Raw genomic sequence first — 16,961 nt, 5'->3', positions numbered from 1 at the left:
ACGCGCCGCCGATCAGTGCGAACTGACCATCCGCGTGATCTGCATCACGCCCATGAACGCGCAACTCGCCAAGCGTCTGATGGGCGGGCGCGTGACGATCGTTTACATCCCGGCGTAGTTGGGGCCGCCGCCGCCTTCGGGGGTGACCCAGACGATGTTCTGCGTCGGATCCTTGATGTCGCAGGTTTTGCAGTGCACGCAGTTTTGCGCGTTGATCTGCAGCCGGTCGCTGCCGTCCTCGTTCTTCACGAACTCGTAGACGCCGGCGGGGCAGTAGCGGCTTTCGGGGCCGCCGTAGACCGCGAGGTTCGTGGCCACCGGCACCGTCGGGTTCTTCAGCGTGAGGTGTGCTGGCTGGTTCTCCTCATGGTTGGTGTTCGAGATGAACACCGAAGAGAGCCGGTCGAAGCTCAGCTTGCCGTCGGGCTTGGGGTAGGCGATCGGCGCGCATTCGGCGGCCGGGCGAAGGTAGACGTGATCCGGCTTCGTCGCATGCAGCGTCCATGGCGGGCTTTGCACGCCCACCTTGGGCAGCAGCCACTGCTCGATGCCCGTCATCACGTTGCCGACCAGCTTGCCCTTCTTGAACCACAGCTTGAAGTTGCGCGTTTGCTGCAGCTCCTCGTTGAGCCAGCTTTGCTCGAAGGCATTCGGGTAGGCGGCGACCTCGTCGTGCGAGCGGCCGGCGGTCACGGCCTCGTAGAGCGCATCGGCGCACAACGTGCCGGACTTGATCGCCGCGTGGCTGCCCTTGATGCGCGCGGCGTTCAGGTAGCCCGCATCGCATCCGATCAGCGCGCCGCCCGGAAACACGGTCTTGGGCAGGGCCTGCGGCGTGCCGTTGTTGATGGCACGCGCGCCGTAGCCGATGCGCTTGCCGCCTTCGATGTGCGCGCGGATCGACGGGTGCGTCTTCCAGCGCTGCATCTCCTCGAACGGGCTCATGTGCGGGTTCTTGTAGTCGAGCCCGATCACGAAGCCGAGCGTGACCTTGTTGTCTCCCAGGTGGTAGAGGAAGCCGCCGCCGAAGGTGTCGTCGGTCATCGGCCAGCCGGCGGTGTGAACCACGAGGCCCGGTTTGGCCTTGTCTGCCGGGATCTCCCACAGTTCCTTGATGCCGATCGCAAAGCTCTGCGGGTCCTTGCCGTCGGCGAGCTTGAAGCGTTCGAGCAACTGGCGGCCGAGGTGGCCGCGCGCGCCTTCGGCAAACACGGTGTACTTGCCCAGCAGTTCCATGCCGAGCTGGAAGTTCTCGGTCGGCTTGCCGTCCTTGCCCAGCCCCAAGTTGCCGGTCGCCACGCCCTTGACGCGGCCTTGCTCGTCGTAGAGCACTTCGGCCGCCGCGAAGCCCGGAAAGATCTCGACGCCCAGCCCCTCGGCCTGTTGAGCGAGCCACTTCACGACATTCGACAGCGAGATGACGTAGCAGCCGTCGTTGTGCAGGTTGCGCGGCACCAGCCAGTCGGGCGTGCGCGTCGCGCCAGTTTCGGAGAGGAACAGGACGTCGTCGCCAGTGACCGCCTGGTTCAGCGGTGCGCCGAGTTCCTTCCAGTTCGGGATCAGCTCGGTGATCGCGCGCGGATCCATCACCGCACCCGAAAGGATGTGGGCGCCCGGCTCAGAACCCTTCTCGAGCACGCACACCGAGACGTCGCTGCTTTTCTCGGCGGCCAGCTGCTTGAGGCGGATCGCGGTCGCGAGCCCTGCGGGGCCGGCGCCGACGATCACCACGTCGTACTCCATCGATTCGCGCGGGCCGTACTGCTCGAGGATCGCTTGCGGCGTCATGTCTCTTCCTTGTGGTCTGGGTCGGGGCAGCGGGCGATTCTAAAGGGCGCCGACGGAAAAAAGAACGATCGTTCGATTGTGCGCAGCAGCCTCCCGCGCCCGCTCGTCGCGGCGATGACCGAGCGGCCGCGGCTCGCGTGCTATCTTGCGTCGCACCCAGAAGAAGAGGAGTCCAGCATGACCTACAGCATCGATCTCGCCGGCCGCGTGGCGTTGATCACCGGCGCATCGAGCGGCCTGGGGGCTCAGTTCGCGCGCACGCTGTCGGCCGCCGGCGCCGCCGTGGTGCTGGCCGGGCGGCGCGTCGAGCGGCTCAAGACGCTGCGCTCAGAAATCGAGGGTCGTGGCGGCGATGCGCACGTCGTCGGCTGCGACGTGACCGATACCGACAGCATCCGCTCGGCCGTCGCGCACGCCGAGACCGAGGTCGGCCCGATCGACATCCTGGTCAACAACTCGGGCGTGAGCACGACGCAAAAGCTCGTCGACGTGTCGCCCGACGACTACGACTACGTGTTCGACACCAACACGCGCGGCGCCTTCTTCGTGGCCCAAGAGGTCGGCAAGCGCATGATCGCGCGCGCCAAGGGCGCAGCGCCGGGCACCTTCACCGGCGGGCGCATCGTCAACATCGCGTCGATGGCGGGGCTCAAGGTCCTGGGCCAGATCGGCGTGTACTGCATGAGCAAGGCCGCGGTCGTGCACATGACGCGCGCGATGGCGCTCGAGTGGGGCCGCTACGACATCAATGTCAACGCGATTTGCCCCGGCTACATCGACACCGAGATCAACCACCACCACTGGCAGACCGAGCAGGGCAAGAAGCTCGTCGACATGATGCCGCGCAAGCGCATCGGCAAGCCCGATGACCTGGACACCGCGATCCTGATGTTGTGCGCGAAGGAAAGCCGCTTCATCAACGGCGCGGTCCTACAGGTCGACGATGGTTTTGCGGTGTGAATGAGGCCCCCATGCTCGCTTTGCCCGCTGCCCCCCAAGGGGGCCCTTGCCGCGGACCGGCAAAGCCGGATCCACGCAAGACCTTGGACCCCAAGCGCTGGCTGGCGCCGGCCGCCATGGATTGACGAATGCGAATCCTGACCCCGCTCGAAGCACGCATCCTCGGCGTGTTGGTCGAGAAGCACGCAACTGTTCCCGACAGCTATCCGCTTTCGCTGAATGCGCTGGCCGCCGGGTGCAACCAGAAGACCGCGCGCGATCCGGTGATGAACGCGTCCGAGCCCGAGCTGCTCGCCGCGCTCGACGAGCTGAAGTCGCTTTCGCTGGTCATCGAGGTCAGCGGCAGCCGCGTGGTGCGCTACGAGCACAACATGGGCCGCGCGCTCAAACTGCCGTCGCAGTCGGTCGCGTTGCTGACCACGTTGATGCTGCGCGGACCGCAAACGGCGGCCGAGCTGCGCGCCAATGCAGAGCGACTGCACCGCTTCGCCGACGTGTCCTCGGTCGAGGCCTTTCTTGACGAGCTGGCCGCGCGCGATCCGCCTGCGGTCGTGCGACTGCCGCGCGCGCCGGGTGCGCGCGAGTCGCGCTGGGCGCACCTGCTGTGCGGCGAGGTGATCGCGGCGGCGCCGGCGTCCGAGGTGCCACCCGACGTGGCCTGGCTGCAAGCCGAGCAACTGCGCCTGGCGGCGCGCGTCGATGCGCTCGAGTCACTGGTGCAGCGGCTGGCCACCGAACTCGGCGTCGACGCGAACCCGAACTGATCCTGCGAAAGTCTTCGTCGATGCTGCGTTTCGAAGTCCCCGCCGAGAAGAAGCTCACCAACCAGGTCGTGATCCCGATCCGCTGGGGCGACATGGATGCGATGGGCCACCTCAACAACGCGGTCTACTTCCGCTACCTCGAGATCGTGCGCATCGCGTGGTTCGACGAGCTGGGCTGCGCACCCAATCCGCAAGGCGAGGGGCCGGTGATCGTCAATGCGTTCTGCAACTTCATCCGCCAGCTCGAGTACCCGGGCGATGTGCTCGCGAAGCACTACGTCTGCAATCCGGGGCGCAGCAGCATCGACACCTACGTGACGCTGGAGCGCACCGACCGGCCCGGCGAGGTCTACGCCGAAGGCGGCGCCAAGCTGGTGTGGGTCGATTTCCCCAAGCAGAAGTCCGTGCCGCTGCCCGAGTGGCTGCGCGCTCGCGTCTAGCCTTCAGCCCTCGAGCAGCCGCTGCACCAACTCCGGCGTCGTGCCGGCGCCGTACTTGCGCAGCAGGCGCGCGCGGTAGATGTCCACCGTGCGCGGGCTGATGCCGATCGTCTTTCCGATCTGCTTGCTGGTGCGGCCTTCGATCAGCAGCGCGGCGACCTCGCGCTCGCGCGCGGTCAGGCCGGCGCGGCCGGGCGTCGTCAGCGGGCGGCGCGACGACAGATCCTCGAAGCTCCAGATGCCCGCTTCGTGCGGCGCGTCGCGGTTGAGCGCACGGCCGGACACGTGGCACCAGAACAGCTCGCCGGCCGGGTCGGACGGACTGCGCTTCATGATGCGGTCGTCCGCGTAGTAGCCGCCGTCGTTCAGGTTGAGCACGATGCGCTCGCCGGTGCGCTCGAACTCGTCGTGGCTGGGGTACAGCACCTCGAACGACTGACCGATGAGCTGGCCGCGTGCGATGCGGAACATCTGCGCCAGCGCCTCGTTGCAGTCGACGATCATGCGCCGGCGCGAGAGCACCAGACCGACGGGCGCCAGTTCGAACGCGATGCGGTAGTCGAGTGTGAGATCCGGAGCTGGGGCGGCGGACGGCGGCATCGCGGCTGTCGAAGGCGGCTTGGGGGGGAAGTGACCTTAGGCGATTCTACGTAACGGTTACCTATCCGCGTACGTAGTACGCTTCGCTGCGCTGCGGCGGCCATCGTCACCGGCCGTCAGCCATCGGCACCCGAGAGGGCCACTGAGGAGACTCCATGAACAAGGTCTACCCGAGCGCGCAAGCGGCGCTGGAGGGCATCGTGAAGGACGGCCAGCTGCTGGCCGTCGGCGGCTTCGGCCTGTGCGGCATTCCCGAAGCGCTGATCGATGCGCTGCGCGACTCCGGTGCGAAGAACCTCACCGCCATTTCCAACAACGCCGGCGTCGACGGATTCGGTCTCGGCAAGCTGCTCGAGACGCGCCAGATCAAGAAGATGATCTCCAGCTACGTCGGCGAGAACAAAGAGTTCGAGCGACAGTACCTGGCCGGCGAACTCGAGCTTGAGTTCACGCCGCAGGGCACGCTGGCCGAGAAGCTGCGCGCCGGCGGCGCCGGCATCCCGGCTTTCTTCACGCGCACCGGCGTCGGCACCATCGTCGCCGAGGGCAAGGAAACGCGCGAATTCGACGGCCACGTCTACGTGATGGAGCGTTCCCTGGTTCCCGACGTGGCGCTCGTGAAGGCGCACACGGCCGACAAGAGCGGCAACCTCGTGTTCCGCCGCACCGCACGCAACTTCAACCCCGCCTGCGCGATGGCGGGCAAGATCACAGTCGTCGAGGTCGAGCATCTGGTCGAGACGGGCGAACTGGACCCGGACGCGATCCACCTGCCGGGCATCTACGTGCATCGCATCGTGGTCAACGCCCATCCCGAAAAGCGCATCGAAAAGCGCACCACCCGTCCCGCCTGAGGAGAGCGCCATGCCCTGGACCCAAGATCAGATGGCCGCCAAGGCTGCATCCGAACTCAAGGACGGCTACTACGTGAACCTCGGCATCGGCATCCCGACGCTGGTGGCCAACTTCGTGCCCAAGGACATCGAGGTGTGGCTGCAAAGCGAGAACGGCATGCTGGGCATCGGCCCGTTCCCGACCGAAGACGAGGTCGACGCCGACCTCATCAACGCCGGCAAGCAGACCGTGACGACCATCCCCGGCACCAGCATCTTCGGCTCGCACGACTCGTTCGCGATGATCCGCGGCGGCAAGATCAACCTCGCGATCCTGGGTGCGATGCAGGTCAGCGAGAAGGGCGACCTTGCCAACTGGATGATCCCCGGCAAGATGGTCAAGGGCATGGGCGGCGCGATGGATCTCGTGGGCGGCGTGCCCCGCGTGCTCGTGGTGATGGAGCATGTCGCCAAGAAGAAGGACGGCACCACCGACCTGAAGATCCTGCCCAAGTGCACGCTGCCGCTGACCGGCGTGGGCGTGGTCAACCGCATCATCACCGACCTCGCGGTGATGGACGTGACGCCGCAGGGGCTCAAGCTCGTCGAGCTGGCCGAGGGCGTGACGCGCGCGGAAGTCCAGTCCAAGACGGGCGTGCCGCTGCTGTGATCTGAAGACTCCCTCTTCCCAAGGGAGGGGGAGCAACGCGCTCAGCGCTCGTTGCCGCCCGGTCGCCACTGCCCCTCCACCAGCACTTCGTGCGGGCGGAACTGGGCCTTGTAGGCCATCTTGGCGCTGTCGGCGATCCAGTAGCCGAGGTAGACGTGCGGCAGGCCGAGCTGGCGCGTCTGGTCGATCTGCCACAGCACGTTGTAGGTGCCGTAGCTGGCGCCGGCATCGGGCTCGTAGAACGTGTAGACCGCGCTGATGCCGTCGTTGAGGATGTCCAGGATCGAGACCATCTTCAGTGCGCCGACACGGCCCTCGGGCGCCGGTTCGCGGAACTCGACCAGGCGCGAATTCACTCTGCTTTGCAGCAGGAATTGCGTGTACTGGTCGATCGAGTCGTGGTCCATGCCGCCACCGGCGTGGCGTCCGGCCTGGTAGCGCAGGTAAAGCTGGTAGTGCTCGGGCATGAAGCACAGGCGCAGCACGCGCGCCTGCAGGCCCTGATGCTGCTTCCAGGCACGGCGCTGGCTGCGGCTGGGCTCGAACTTCGCCACCGGCACGCGCAGCGGCACGCAGGCGCGGCAGCCATCGCAGTAGGGCCGGTAGGTGAACATGCCGCTGCGCCGAAAGCCGCTGGCCACGAGGCCCGAATAGGCGTCCGCGTGGATCAGGTGGCTGGGCGTGGCCACCTGCGAGCGCGCCAGCCGGCCTGCCAGGTAGCTGCAGGGGTAGGGCGCCGTCGCGTAGAACTGCAACGACGCGAGCGGAAGCTCTTTCGGGTGGGTCACGGTTCGGCGGGCGTGGGAGGCGCCGCAGGCCCGTCGAGGCCGAGCTGCGCCCATAGCGATGGATGATAGGACCAATCCTTCGGAGCCTGCTCGTGCACGCAGCGTGCCAGGTGGGCTTCGAACGCACGGCGCGGCCATTCGCGCGCGCCCAGCGATGCCAGGTGAGCGGTGTTCTGCTGGCAGTCGATCGCCTCGATGCCGTGAGCGCGGCAGAACGCCACCAGTGCCGCCAGCGCGATCTTGGAGGCGTCGGTCTCGCGGGCGAACATCGATTCGCCGAAGAACATGCGTCCCAGGTTGACGCCGTACAAGCCACCTGCCAGCTTGCCGTCGATCCAGGTCTCGAACGAATGCACCGCGCCCGCTCGGTGCCAGGCGCGGTAGGCGGCGCGCATCGGCCCGACGATCCAGGTGCCGGGCTGGCCGTCGCGCGGGACGCTGGCGCAGGCCTCGATCACGCGGTCGAAGGCGCTGTCGATGCGGATCTCGCAGTGCGCGTCCGCCCTGAAGCGCCGCAGCCGCTTGCGCAGCGAATGCGAGATCCGCAGATCGGCGCAGCGCAGCACCATGCGCGGATCGGGGCTCCACCACAGCACCGGTTGGCCGTCGCCGTACCAGGGAAAAACGCCGTGCGAATAGGCCTCGGTCAGCCGCGCGACGCTGAGCGAGCCGCCAGCGGCCAGCAAGCCCGGCGCGTCGCTGTCGGGGCCCAGCGCGCGCGCGGTGGGCGGCAAGGGGGTCAGTTCGTCGTGCAGCCAGGCGATCACGCGTGGATTCTGGGCCCAGCGGCCGGTCGTCGCGTCCTGGCACCGGGCATTCCCCGGGGGGAATCCATGCGAAAGCACCGCCTCGGTGTGCCCCGTGCGCGCTGCATTGCCCGCCGTGAATCCCGCCTCCGGAACGACGCCTGCACATGGGCACGACGCGCCGTCGGCCATTCCGACGGCGCGGGCCCTCGAGCGCGAGTTGCACCGCAAGATGCTGTGGCTGCTGGGGCCGATGTTCCTGCTGCTCGGCGTCTTCTACTTCGCCTATTCGCTGCAGTCGGGCCTGCAGCGCTTTCCCTGGACCAGCACGGCGATCGCGACGTCCGGCGCTGCCGGCCTGGCCTGGGGCGCGTGGACCGGTCGGCACCGGCGCGGCCTGGAGATCGTCAACCTCGGCGTGTTCGCGGCCTTCGCCTACTCGTCGGCACACCAGCAGGGGCTGTACTCCAGCTCGCTGTGGTGGTTGTGCCTGCCGCCGGTGTTCCTGCTGCTGGCCGGTTCGCTGCGGTTGGGCGTTGTCACGGGCATCGTGCTGCTGGCGCAGATCGCGGCGCTCGGGCTGCATGGCCCGCAGTCGATGGGCAGCGTCTCGCTCACGCTGAAGCATCCGCAGCTGCAGATGTACCTCGCCGAGACGCTGTCGACCGTGGCGCTGCTGATGGTGGTCGGCCTGAGCGTGTACTGGCGCCTGCAATTGCAGAAGGCGCTGGCGCTGGCCACCGACGCCGCCGACGAGGCGACGCGGGCGAAGGCGCGTTTCTTGGCCAAGATGAGCCACGAGATCCGCACGCCGCTCAACGGCATGGTCGGTGCCACCGAATTGATCCGCCGCGGGCGCATCGGCGAACGCCAGCGCCTGCAGCTCGAGGCGGTGCAGGGGCAAAGCGCCAAGATGCTGCTGGCGCTGGTCAACGACATCCTCGATCTGTCCAAGATCCAGGAGCGCAAGCTCGATCTCGACTTCGCGCCGATGCGCGTGCGCGCGGTGGTGTTCAGCATCAACGAGCTGTATTCGGTGCAGGCCTTCAACAAGGGCATCGACCTGACCTCCAGCTGTGCGCCCGAGGTGCCCGAATCGCTGATCGGCGATGAGCTGCGGCTGCGTCAGATCGTCGGCAATTTCGTCTCCAACGCCGTCAAGTTCACGCAGCGCGGCGGCGTGCACATCCATGTCGGCCTTGCAGGAGGCGACGTGCGCGCCCCCGACGGCGCCGAGCGGCGCATGCTGCGCTTCGAGGTCATCGATTCGGGGCCGGGCATTGCGACCGAGGCGATGGGGCGGCTGTTCACGCCGTTCCAGCAGGCGCACCGCGACGTCGCGAGGCTGCACGGCGGCACCGGCCTGGGCCTGTCGATCTGTGACGAGCTGGCGCGGCTGATGGGCGGGCGCGTGGAAGCGGACAGCACGCCGGGCCAGGGCAGCACCTTCACGGCCGTGATCCCGATGACGGTTGATCTCGCCGCCGCGCCGCGGCGCCCGCGCCCGCGCACAGGCCGTCGGGCGCTCGTCGTTGCGTCGACGCCTGGCCTGGTGGCGCATTTGCGCGGCATCCTCGACGACCTGGGCATCGATGCCGCGGCCTGCGGCGAGATCCCCGACGCGCGGCGCGTGCTGGACACCGGCGCGTGCGCCGTGTTCATCGATTCCGCGCTGCTCGCGCCGCATCCCGAGCCGGCGCGCGCGCTCGGGGCGATCCAGTCGGCCGGTGCGCGCGCCGTCGTCCTCGCGCCGCTGGGGGCCGACACGATGGTCGGCACCTCGGGCGAGACGGCGCTGCTGTACAAGCCCGTGCGCCGCTCGTGCCTGCGGGCCGCCATCGAAGGCCTGGACGCCGACGCAGGTCCCGAGCCCGCGCGTGCTGCCGCGCCGGCTGACGAGCCGCATGGCGCGGCGGCGCCGCGCCGGGTGCTGGTGGTCGACGACAACCCGGTCAACCAGATCGTGGTGCAGGCCATGCTGGCCGACCTGGGCGCGACGGCGCGGCTGGCATCGAGCGGCGCGGAGGCGGTGAGCTGCCTCGCCGACGAGCGCTTCGACCTGGTGCTGATGGATGTCGAAATGCCGGGCATGGACGGCATCGCCGCGACGCGGCGCATCCGCGAGCGCGAGGCCGCCGCGGGCGTGCCGGGCGTGCCCGTCGTCGCGATCACCGGCGCCGAACGCGCCGAGCGCTGGGAGGCCTGCCGCGAAGCCGGCATGGACGACTTCCTGACCAAGCCGTTCCAGCTCAAGCGCCTGGCGCAGGTCCTGGCCAGGGCCAGGCGGCGCGCCGACCTGCCGCGCTGACGAAGCGGTCGGCGGGCGCCGCCACCCTGCGCGCGTCAGCGTGGTACGGCTTGTGCTCGAATGCGGCCTTCGCCGCCGTTCCTTCCCCATGCAAGATCTCATCGACCTCGTCGTCCGGCACGGCATCGCCATCGTGTTCGGCGCCACGCTCGCCGCGCGCGTCGGCCTGCCGGTGCCGGCCTCGCCGCTGCTGGTGGTGGCCGGCGGCCTCGCGGTGGCCGGCGCACTGTCGCTGCCGGCGGCGCTGGCCGCATCCATCGTCGCCAACGTGCTCGGCGACGGCGTCTGGTACCTCGCGGGCCGCCGCTTCGGCCACCGCGTGATGGGCCTGCTGTGCCGACTGTCGATGTCGCCGGACTCCTGCGTGAGGCAAAGCGAGTCGCTGATCGTGCGCTGGGGCGGCAGCTCGCTGGTGGCCGCGAAGTTCGTGCCGGGTGTCTCTGTGGTCGCGGCGCCGATGGCCGGCGCGGTGCGCATGCCGCTCGTGCGCTTCATCGGCTACGACATCGTGGCTGGCGCCATCTGGAGCGCTGCCTTCCTGGGCCTGGGCGCCGCGTTCAGCGATCAGATCCAGGAGCTGCTTGTCGTGATGTCCAATGCCGGCACGGCGGCGGGCACGGTGCTGGTGCTGCTGCTCGCGGCCTTCGTCGGCTGGCGCTGGTGGCGCCGCCGGCGTTTCCTGCGCCAGGTGGCGATGTCGCGCATCAGCGCCGACGAGCTTCACGCGCTGATGGAACGCGGCGAAGCGCCGGTCATCCTCGACGTGCGCGCTGCCGGCATGTCCGATCTCGACCCGCGCCGCATTCCAGGCGCGCTGCGCGTCGACTTCCGCGAGGTGCGCCGGCACGCCGCGACGTTGCCGCGCGACCGCGACATCGTGCTGTACTGCAACTGCCCGAACGAAGCCTCGGCAGCGAGCGCAGCGGCAGTGCTGGCCGCCGCCGGCCTGACGCGCGTGCGCCCGCTCGCCGGCGGGCTCGATGGCTGGGCCAGCGCAGGGCGGCCGATCGACGAGGCCTGAGCGCGCGGCAGCGGCTAGACTGGCCCGGCCGCACCCGGCGCGCGTCGGGCCTTGCCACAGCGACATGGTCGAACCCGCGATCGACGCCTCTTCTCCCCAACTGCACCGCACGAGCGAAGACGGCGGCGTAACCGTCGCGCGGCTGTCGGGCGAATGGACGCTGCTGTCGCTGCGGCCGCACTTCGAAGCCTTGCAGGCGCAGGCCCGCGCGCTGGCCGGCGAGCGCAGCATCGTCTGGGACCTGCGCGACATCGCGCGGCTCGACCGCGCCGGCGCGATGCTGCTGTGGACGGCCTGGGGCCACCGACGGCCGCAGCGGCTGCGATGGCAGCCCGAGCACGAGGACCTGTTCACGCAGTTCGGCGCCGCGACCTCGCTGGCGCGCGCGCCTGGGGCGCCGTCGTTCGGCCTGGTGGCGCTCGGGCACCGCGTGCTGTCTTTCGGCGACCACCTGGCCGATGCCTTGCGCCTGGCGGGGCAGCTGCTGTTCGACCTGGCGCTGATGCTGCGCCGACCGGATCTCATTGCCTGGCGCGAGATCTCGGCCAACATCTACCGCACCGGCGCGCAGGCGATGGGCATCACCGCACTGGTGGGCTTCCTCGTCGGCATCACGCTGTCGTACCTGACTTCGCGCCAGCTCAAGAACTACGGGGCCGACATCTTCGTGATCGACATCCTGGGCATCAGCGTCTGGCGCGAGCTGGGCCCGCTGCTCGCGGCCATCCTCGTGGCCGGGCGCTCCGGCTCGTCGATGACCGCGCAGCTCGGCGTGATGCGGGTGACGCAGGAGCTCGACGCGCTGTCGGTGATGGGCGTCTCGCACACGTTGCGCCTGGTGATGCCCAAGGTCATCGCGCTGGCGATGACGCTGCCGCTGGTGGTCGTGTGGACCAGTGGGATCGTGCTGCTGGGCGGCATGGTCGCCGCGCGCGCGCAGCTGGGCATCGAGTACGTGCAGTTCCTGCACGGACTGCCGAGCGCGGTGCCGGTGGCCAACCTGTGGCTGGGGCTGTCCAAGGCGATGCTGTTCGGCGCGCTGATCGCGCTGGTGGCCTGCCACTTCGGCCTGCGCGTGAAGCCCAATTCAGAGAGCCTGGGCGCGGGCACGACCGATTCGGTGGTGACCTCGATCACCGTGGTGATCATCGTGGATGCACTGTTCGCGGTACTGTTCTCCGACGTGGGAATCTGAGGAACCGGCATGCCCGAAGCCCCAGCGATCATCGAAGTGCGCGACCTGACCACGGTGCTGGGCGGTCACGTGATCCATCGCCATCTCGACCTCGACGTGCGCGCGGGCGAGGTCTTGGCCGTCATCGGCGGCTCGGGCAGCGGCAAGACGACGCTGCTGCGGCTGATGCTGGGGCTGGAGCGGCCTACGCAGGGCGAGATCCGCGTCTTCGGCCAGCCGCTGGGCGGTTGCGCCGAAAGCGAGCTGGTGCGCGTGCGCCACCGCTGGGGCGTGCTGTTCCAGCAGGGTGCGCTGTTCTCGGCGCTGAGCGTGTTCGACAACATCGCGCTGCCGCTGCGCGAGCTCAAGGCGGTGCCGAAGAACGTGGTGCGCGAGCTGGTGATGCTCAAGCTCGCGCAGGTGGGCCTGTCGGCGCGCGACGCGCTCAAGATGCCGGCCGAGCTTTCGGGCGGCATGGTCAAGCGCGTGTCGCTGGCGCGCGCGCTGATCCTCGATCCGCAGCTGCTGTTCCTCGACGAGCCGACCGCCGGGCTCGACCCCGAGAGCAGCAAGCAGTTCGTGCGCCTGATCCAGGACTTGCGCAGCGAGATGAAGCTCACCGTCGTGATGGTCACGCACGACGTCGACACGCTGTTCGCGCTGGTCGACCGCGTCGCGGTGCTGGCCGATCACCGCCTGGTGGCGATCGGCACGCTGGCCGAGGTGGCGCGCGTCGATCATCCCTTCATCCGCAGCTTCTTCCTTGGCCACATCGCGCGCTGCGCCGAGGAAAGCATCCAGAGCTATCGCGAAAGCCTGCGCCAAACGCCGCTGGCGGCCTGACACCCACATCGAAAGGTCTCACGCATGGAGAACCGCGCACACGCCCTCATCGCCGGCCTGTTCCTCTTGCTGATGGGCACGGCGCTCGTCGCCGCGATCGCCTGGTTCCAGGGCGATCGCACCGCGCAGCGCAGCGTCACCGTGGTCTCGCGCATCGGCGTGCCGGGCCTCAACGTCAAGGCGCCGGTCAAGTTGCGCGGCGTCGAGGTTGGCAAGGTGGAGTCGATCGGCTTCGATCCGGCGGACCCGCACCAGATCCTGATCGAGATCGGCGTGGACGAGCGTGCGCCGCTGACCACCGGTGTCTACGCCGAGCTGGGGCACCAGGGCATTACCGGCCTCTCGTTCCTCGAGCTGCGCGACGAAAGCCGCAGCCAGCAGCCGCTGGCGGCCGCGGCCGGCGGTGCATCGCCGCGCATCGAGCTGCGTCCGGGCCTGTTCGAGCGGGTGGCCGACGCCGGCCCGGCGCTGATCGCCGGCTTCGGCGAAGCGGCGACGCGGATCAACACGCTCCTGGGCGACGAGAACCAGCGCCAGCTCGCGAAGACGCTGGCCAACCTGGAGCAGGCCTCGTCCGACGTCTCGCGGCTGGTCGCCGACTTGCAGCCGACGGTGCAGGCGCTGCCGCGCCTGGCGCGCAGCGCCGACCAGACCGTGCAGCGCGCCGGCGGCGTGCTGGCCAACGTCGATGCGCTGGTCACCGACGCGCGCGGGCTCAGCAGTGACCTGCGCGCACGCAGTTCGGCACTGGATCGCCTCGGCGACGCCGCGGCGCAGCTCGAATCGACCTCGCGCAGCCTCGAGCTCGCGCTCGTCGGCCCCGAGCGCGTGCGTAGCGCGCCGCTGATCGAAGACATCGCGCGCGGCAGTCGCGCGGTGGAGCGCGTGGCCACCGAGTTCGGCGACCAGCCGCACAGCCTGCTGTTCGGCAAGGCGCCGTCGCCACCCGGGCCGGGCGAATCGGGCTTCCAGTTCCCGGCCGGAGGTGCGAAATGAGCCGACGGATGATCGCCGCCCTGGCCGGCGCCATCGTCATCGCCGGCTGTTCGATCGTGCCGACGGCCCCGGTGCTCACGCTTTATGACCTCGGCCCGCCGCCGACCGCCAGCGCCGTGTCGATGCCGGCACCGCTTCGCATTGCCGATGTCGATGCGCCGCCGTCGCTCGAAGGCGCGCAGATGCTGTACCGCCTGCAGTACGCCGATCCCTACCAGCACGCGGCCTACCGCGACAGCCGCTGGGCCGCGCCGCCGGCCACGCTGGTGGGCCAGCGCATGCGCCAGGCGGCCGCGCTGGGCGATGCCGCGCTCACCGCGCCGGCACCGCTGCGGATGGTGCATGTCGAGCTCGACCGCTTCGAACAGGTTTTCAGCGCGCCGGGGACGAGCCGCGTCGTCGTGCAGCTGCGTGCGCGCGTGCTCGACGCCGCCACGCGCACGCGCGGCAGCGCCGAACGCAGCTTCAGCGTCGAGCGCGACGCCCCGAGCGCCGACGCAGCCGGCGCGGCGCGTGCGATGGCCGGCGCCGTCGACGAAGTGACGCGCCAGGTCCTCGGCTGGGCAGCCGCCTTGCCCTGACGATCGACACGGGGGCGCGGCAGCGCTCGGAGTCAATCCCTGCGCCGTGCGGTCCGGCCGCGCGACAAGCGAGCCCATTCGGGGCAGCATTGCGGATGGGCGCCGGCCGCACCGCCCGCTCCCATTGCACGCTCACCCGCTCTCGAAAGGCACTTCATGGTTCCGGTTTCCCGCTCGGCCCGCCGGCCGTTGAAATGGACGGCGCGTGGCGCCGGCGTCCTGGCGGTCGCAGCCTGTGCCGCATTGCTGGCCAGCTGCGGAGGCGGCGGTGGTGGTGGGGGTGGCAGCGCCGGGCCGAGCGTTCGAGGCACAGGCTTCGCCTCACGCGAGGGCCCGGGCGATGCGCAGCAGCACTTTCCGGCCGCGCAGGGCGATCGTTGGGTCTATGACCAGAGCGGCGTCGACGGCGGCTTCATCGTGCCCAACTCGATGTACGCGACCGAGGTCACCGGCACGGCCGAGCTGCTGGGTGTTACGGCCGTGGTGCTGACGCAGACCGATCCGGCCGTCCCCGACGTCTCGATCGAGCGCTATGTGAACCTGCGCGCGGGCGGCATCACGCAGCTGGGCAACAACGACCCGACCGACACCTTGTCCCCGCAGATCGTGCCCTTCGTGGAACTTGCCTTCCCGGTCGCCACGGGGCCGGTGTCCACCGTGACCGGCAACGACCTGCCCGCGGGCACCGACGGCGCCGGCAATCCGCTGACGCTGGATCTGACCCAGCGCGTCGTCAATGTCGCGCACGAGAGCGTGGACGTGCCGGCGGGCCGCTTTGCGCAGGCGCTGAGGCAGGAGACGACGATCGACGTCGTGTTGAACTCCGCATCGCAGGGCCGCGTGCCGGCGCGGGCGGTGCAGACGAGCTGGTATGCGCCGGGCGTGGGCATCGTGAAGCAGACGATCGAAACCGCGGTCGAAGGCACGACGGTCAGCAGCTCGGCCAGCGAGCTGCGCGGCTACTCGGTCGGCGGCGTGCGGCGCGGTCTCGGCGAGCCCTTCGACGCGCTGCGCGGCCTGTCGCCCGACAACGCCGATCCCGCGCCGCCGGTGTCCGTGCCGGCCGTCGCGACCGACGGCGAGAACTTCCTGATCGTCACGCGTCGCGCAGCCGGCACCGCGGCGCCATACCAGACGCAATGGATCTCGGCGCTCGTCACGATCGACGGCCAGCTGCTCGCCACGGCCGAGCTGACCGCCGCCGAGACGGCCAACGACCCGCAGTCCACGCAGCGCGCGGCGGTGGCATTCGACGGCACGGGCTTCCTCGTCGTCGTACCGCGCGACAACGGCTTCGCGCAGACAGGGCTGCGGCCTTCGCTGCTTGCGGTGCGCGTGTCCGCCGACGGCGAACGCATCGCCGACGGCCAGGTGGTGGCCGACAACGGCGCGTTCGCACCGGCCCTGGCCTTCGACGGCACGCGGCTTTTGCTCGCATTCAAGCGCGGCAGCAGTGCCGATGCGTCGGGGCAGGTGCGCGGCGTGTTTCTGTCGGCCGCCACCGGCGCGGCCGACGGCGCGGAGTTCGACATCTCGGCGGTCGCCGTCGCCGCCGACAGTCCCGCGCTGGCCTTTGGCGGCGGCCGCTACCTCGCGGTGTGGAACCAGCATCCGGGCAGCCAGGCGGGTGGCGTGTTCGCCGCGCGCATCGAGCCGGCGGGAACGGTGCTCGACACCGCCGGCATCGCGGTGCGCACGACCACGAATTGCTGCATTGACCACCTGCCCGGCGTGCATCACGACGGCACGCAGTACGTCGTCGCCTGGCGCGACTTTCGCGCGCAGCAGGACAACCTCCACACCAACGTGCGCGCTGCGCGCGTGAATGCCGCGGGGCAGCTGCTCGACGGTCCCGCCGACAGCGGTGGCCTCGTGGTCAGCACGTCACCGGATCACGTCGACGGCCCCGTGCTGGCGGCGCGGGAACCGGGCGGCGGCACGCTGCTGACCTGGCTCTCTCAGCCGCCGACGCAATCGCGGCCCGAGCTGCGCGGTGCACGCATCGCCGCCGACGGCAGCGTCATCGTGTCGGCCGCGTCGGGCACGCCGTTGTGGCGCCAGGGTGCGCCGGGGCTGGCAGCCATCGCGTCGCACGGTAATGGCGCGCTGGCGGTCTGGCTCGAAGCCGTGGCGCCGGTGCTGACGAACAGCGTGCGGGCGATGGCGATCCGACCCTTCGGCATGTGAGACATCGGCTGGCTGCATGGCGCTGCGGCGCGCTTGCTGGCTGCGCCGCTGGATGTGCTGCTGGTGCGCAAGATCGGCTTGGCCAGCCGCCGCGCATTCACGCCGTCGGCGTGCATCACCGCGACTTCCGCCAGGTCGACGGCGTGAGAGGAGCGAGCCGACTGTCGCTTCCGTTGTCGTGAAGCAGACAGGGGCCGCGCGAGCCTGTCCTGGCGCGGGAACACGGGCTGCCTGCTGTGGTCGATAAGGTGGTCGGGCGGAT

General features: G+C 69.7%; 16 protein-coding genes. 12 read left to right on the top strand and 4 right to left on the bottom strand.

Translation table 11 applies throughout. The features are described from left to right. Positions 1 to 102: 102 nt before the first annotated feature. The gene (locus ACO2TI_RS00685) at positions 103 to 1,788 is read right to left on the bottom strand and encodes an electron transfer flavoprotein-ubiquinone oxidoreductase (protein WP_423281481.1); all 1,686 of its coding nucleotides are present in this window, start codon (positions 1,786 to 1,788) and stop codon (positions 103 to 105) included. A gap of 177 nt (positions 1,789 to 1,965) precedes the next feature. Here ACO2TI_RS00685 and ACO2TI_RS00680 point away from each other — a divergent pair, with 177 nt between their 5' ends. The 3 genes from ACO2TI_RS00680 (at position 1,966) to ACO2TI_RS00670 (ending at position 3,952) form a co-directional block, all read left to right on the top strand. Further along, entirely contained in the window at positions 1,966 to 2,748 is a 783-nt protein-coding gene (locus ACO2TI_RS00680) for an SDR family oxidoreductase (RefSeq protein ID WP_423281480.1), read from the top strand. Between the two features lie 128 nt (positions 2,749 to 2,876). Next, complete coding sequence (locus tag ACO2TI_RS00675) at positions 2,877 to 3,512, top strand: YceH family protein (protein ID WP_423281479.1); 636 nt, start codon at positions 2,877 to 2,879, stop codon at positions 3,510 to 3,512. A gap of 23 nt (positions 3,513 to 3,535) precedes the next feature. Beyond that, on the top strand, positions 3,536 to 3,952 hold the full coding sequence (locus ACO2TI_RS00670; protein ID WP_423282132.1) for an acyl-CoA thioesterase: 417 nt from the start codon (positions 3,536 to 3,538) through the stop codon (positions 3,950 to 3,952). 3 nt (positions 3,953 to 3,955) lie between these two features. Here ACO2TI_RS00670 and ACO2TI_RS00665 read toward each other — a convergent pair whose 3' ends face one another. Further along, positions 3,956 to 4,552 (bottom strand): LuxR C-terminal-related transcriptional regulator, encoded by a 597-nt coding sequence (locus ACO2TI_RS00665; protein ID WP_423281478.1) that lies wholly within the window; start codon positions 4,550 to 4,552, stop codon positions 3,956 to 3,958. Between the two features lie 155 nt (positions 4,553 to 4,707). Here ACO2TI_RS00665 and ACO2TI_RS00660 point away from each other — a divergent pair, with 155 nt between their 5' ends. Further along, positions 4,708 to 5,406, top strand: coding sequence for a CoA transferase subunit A (locus ACO2TI_RS00660; RefSeq protein WP_423281477.1), 699 nt, complete (start codon positions 4,708 to 4,710; stop codon positions 5,404 to 5,406). A 10-nt stretch (positions 5,407 to 5,416) separates the two neighbouring features. Next, positions 5,417 to 6,055 (top strand): 3-oxoacid CoA-transferase subunit B, encoded by a 639-nt coding sequence (locus ACO2TI_RS00655; protein ID WP_423281476.1) that lies wholly within the window; start codon positions 5,417 to 5,419, stop codon positions 6,053 to 6,055. Between the two features lie 41 nt (positions 6,056 to 6,096). Here ACO2TI_RS00655 and ACO2TI_RS00650 read toward each other — a convergent pair whose 3' ends face one another. Beyond that, positions 6,097 to 6,843 carry an arginyltransferase gene (locus ACO2TI_RS00650; RefSeq protein WP_423281475.1) on the bottom strand — a complete coding sequence of 249 codons (747 nt, stop codon included), beginning with the start codon at positions 6,841 to 6,843 and terminating at the stop codon, positions 6,097 to 6,099. Beyond that, the gene (aat, locus tag ACO2TI_RS00645; RefSeq protein WP_423281474.1) at positions 6,840 to 7,610 is read right to left on the bottom strand and encodes a leucyl/phenylalanyl-tRNA--protein transferase; all 771 of its coding nucleotides are present in this window, start codon (positions 7,608 to 7,610) and stop codon (positions 6,840 to 6,842) included. Before aat ends, ACO2TI_RS00650 begins: the two co-directional genes overlap by 4 nt. A 115-nt stretch (positions 7,611 to 7,725) precedes the next feature. Here aat and ACO2TI_RS00640 point away from each other — a divergent pair, with 115 nt between their 5' ends. From ACO2TI_RS00640 to ACO2TI_RS00610, 7 genes are all read left to right on the top strand, one after another. Beyond that, entirely contained in the window at positions 7,726 to 9,897 is a 2,172-nt protein-coding gene (locus ACO2TI_RS00640; protein ID WP_423281473.1) for a response regulator, read from the top strand. Positions 9,898 to 9,985: 88 nt separating this feature from the next. Beyond that, positions 9,986 to 10,918, top strand: coding sequence for a DedA family protein/thiosulfate sulfurtransferase GlpE (locus ACO2TI_RS00635; protein ID WP_423281472.1), 933 nt, complete (start codon positions 9,986 to 9,988; stop codon positions 10,916 to 10,918). Positions 10,919 to 10,982: 64 nt separating this feature from the next. Beyond that, positions 10,983 to 12,113, top strand: a complete 1,131-nt coding sequence (locus ACO2TI_RS00630; protein WP_423281471.1) for an MlaE family ABC transporter permease — start codon at positions 10,983 to 10,985, stop codon at positions 12,111 to 12,113. A 9-nt stretch (positions 12,114 to 12,122) separates the two neighbouring features. Continuing rightward, a complete protein-coding gene (locus ACO2TI_RS00625) occupies positions 12,123 to 12,935 on the top strand; it encodes an ABC transporter ATP-binding protein (protein ID WP_423281470.1) in 813 nt (270 codons plus the stop codon). Between the two features lie 24 nt (positions 12,936 to 12,959). Then, complete coding sequence (locus ACO2TI_RS00620) at positions 12,960 to 13,931, top strand: MlaD family protein (protein ID WP_423281469.1); 972 nt, start codon at positions 12,960 to 12,962, stop codon at positions 13,929 to 13,931. Continuing rightward, the gene (locus ACO2TI_RS00615) at positions 13,928 to 14,512 is read left to right on the top strand and encodes an ABC-type transport auxiliary lipoprotein family protein (RefSeq protein ID WP_423281468.1); all 585 of its coding nucleotides are present in this window, start codon (positions 13,928 to 13,930) and stop codon (positions 14,510 to 14,512) included. The genes ACO2TI_RS00620 and ACO2TI_RS00615 overlap by 4 nt, the downstream gene beginning before the upstream one ends. Positions 14,513 to 14,668: 156 nt before the next feature. Then, on the top strand, positions 14,669 to 16,699 hold the full coding sequence (locus tag ACO2TI_RS00610; protein WP_423281467.1) for a hypothetical protein: 2,031 nt from the start codon (positions 14,669 to 14,671) through the stop codon (positions 16,697 to 16,699). Positions 16,700 to 16,961: the final 262 nt, after the last annotated feature.

The organism is Caldimonas sp. KR1-144, assembly GCF_049446155.1.
GTDB lineage: Bacteria > Pseudomonadota > Gammaproteobacteria > Burkholderiales > Burkholderiaceae_C > Rivibacter.
Note: the sequence above shows the minus strand (reverse complement) of the source record. Positions and strands in the feature narration are given on the sequence as shown.

Excerpts from the sequence above, each read along its gene's own strand:
- ACO2TI_RS00685 (WP_423281481.1), bottom strand. The coding sequence starts at position 1,788 with ATGACGCCGCAAGCGATCCTCGAGCAGTACGGCCCGCGCGAATCGATG.
- ACO2TI_RS00680 (WP_423281480.1), top strand. The coding sequence starts at position 1,966 with ATGACCTACAGCATCGATCTCGCCGGCCGCGTGGCGTTGATCACCGGC.
- ACO2TI_RS00675 (WP_423281479.1), top strand. The coding sequence starts at position 2,877 with ATGCGAATCCTGACCCCGCTCGAAGCACGCATCCTCGGCGTGTTGGTC.
- ACO2TI_RS00665 (WP_423281478.1), bottom strand. The coding sequence starts at position 4,552 with ATGCCGCCGTCCGCCGCCCCAGCTCCGGATCTCACACTCGACTACCGC.
- ACO2TI_RS00660 (WP_423281477.1), top strand. The coding sequence starts at position 4,708 with ATGAACAAGGTCTACCCGAGCGCGCAAGCGGCGCTGGAGGGCATCGTG.
- ACO2TI_RS00655 (WP_423281476.1), top strand. The coding sequence starts at position 5,417 with ATGCCCTGGACCCAAGATCAGATGGCCGCCAAGGCTGCATCCGAACTC.
- ACO2TI_RS00635 (WP_423281472.1), top strand. The coding sequence starts at position 9,986 with ATGCAAGATCTCATCGACCTCGTCGTCCGGCACGGCATCGCCATCGTG.
- ACO2TI_RS00630 (WP_423281471.1), top strand. The coding sequence starts at position 10,983 with ATGGTCGAACCCGCGATCGACGCCTCTTCTCCCCAACTGCACCGCACG.
- ACO2TI_RS00625 (WP_423281470.1), top strand. The coding sequence starts at position 12,123 with ATGCCCGAAGCCCCAGCGATCATCGAAGTGCGCGACCTGACCACGGTG.
- ACO2TI_RS00620 (WP_423281469.1), top strand. The coding sequence starts at position 12,960 with ATGGAGAACCGCGCACACGCCCTCATCGCCGGCCTGTTCCTCTTGCTG.
- ACO2TI_RS00615 (WP_423281468.1), top strand. The coding sequence starts at position 13,928 with ATGAGCCGACGGATGATCGCCGCCCTGGCCGGCGCCATCGTCATCGCC.
- ACO2TI_RS00610 (WP_423281467.1), top strand. The coding sequence starts at position 14,669 with ATGGTTCCGGTTTCCCGCTCGGCCCGCCGGCCGTTGAAATGGACGGCG.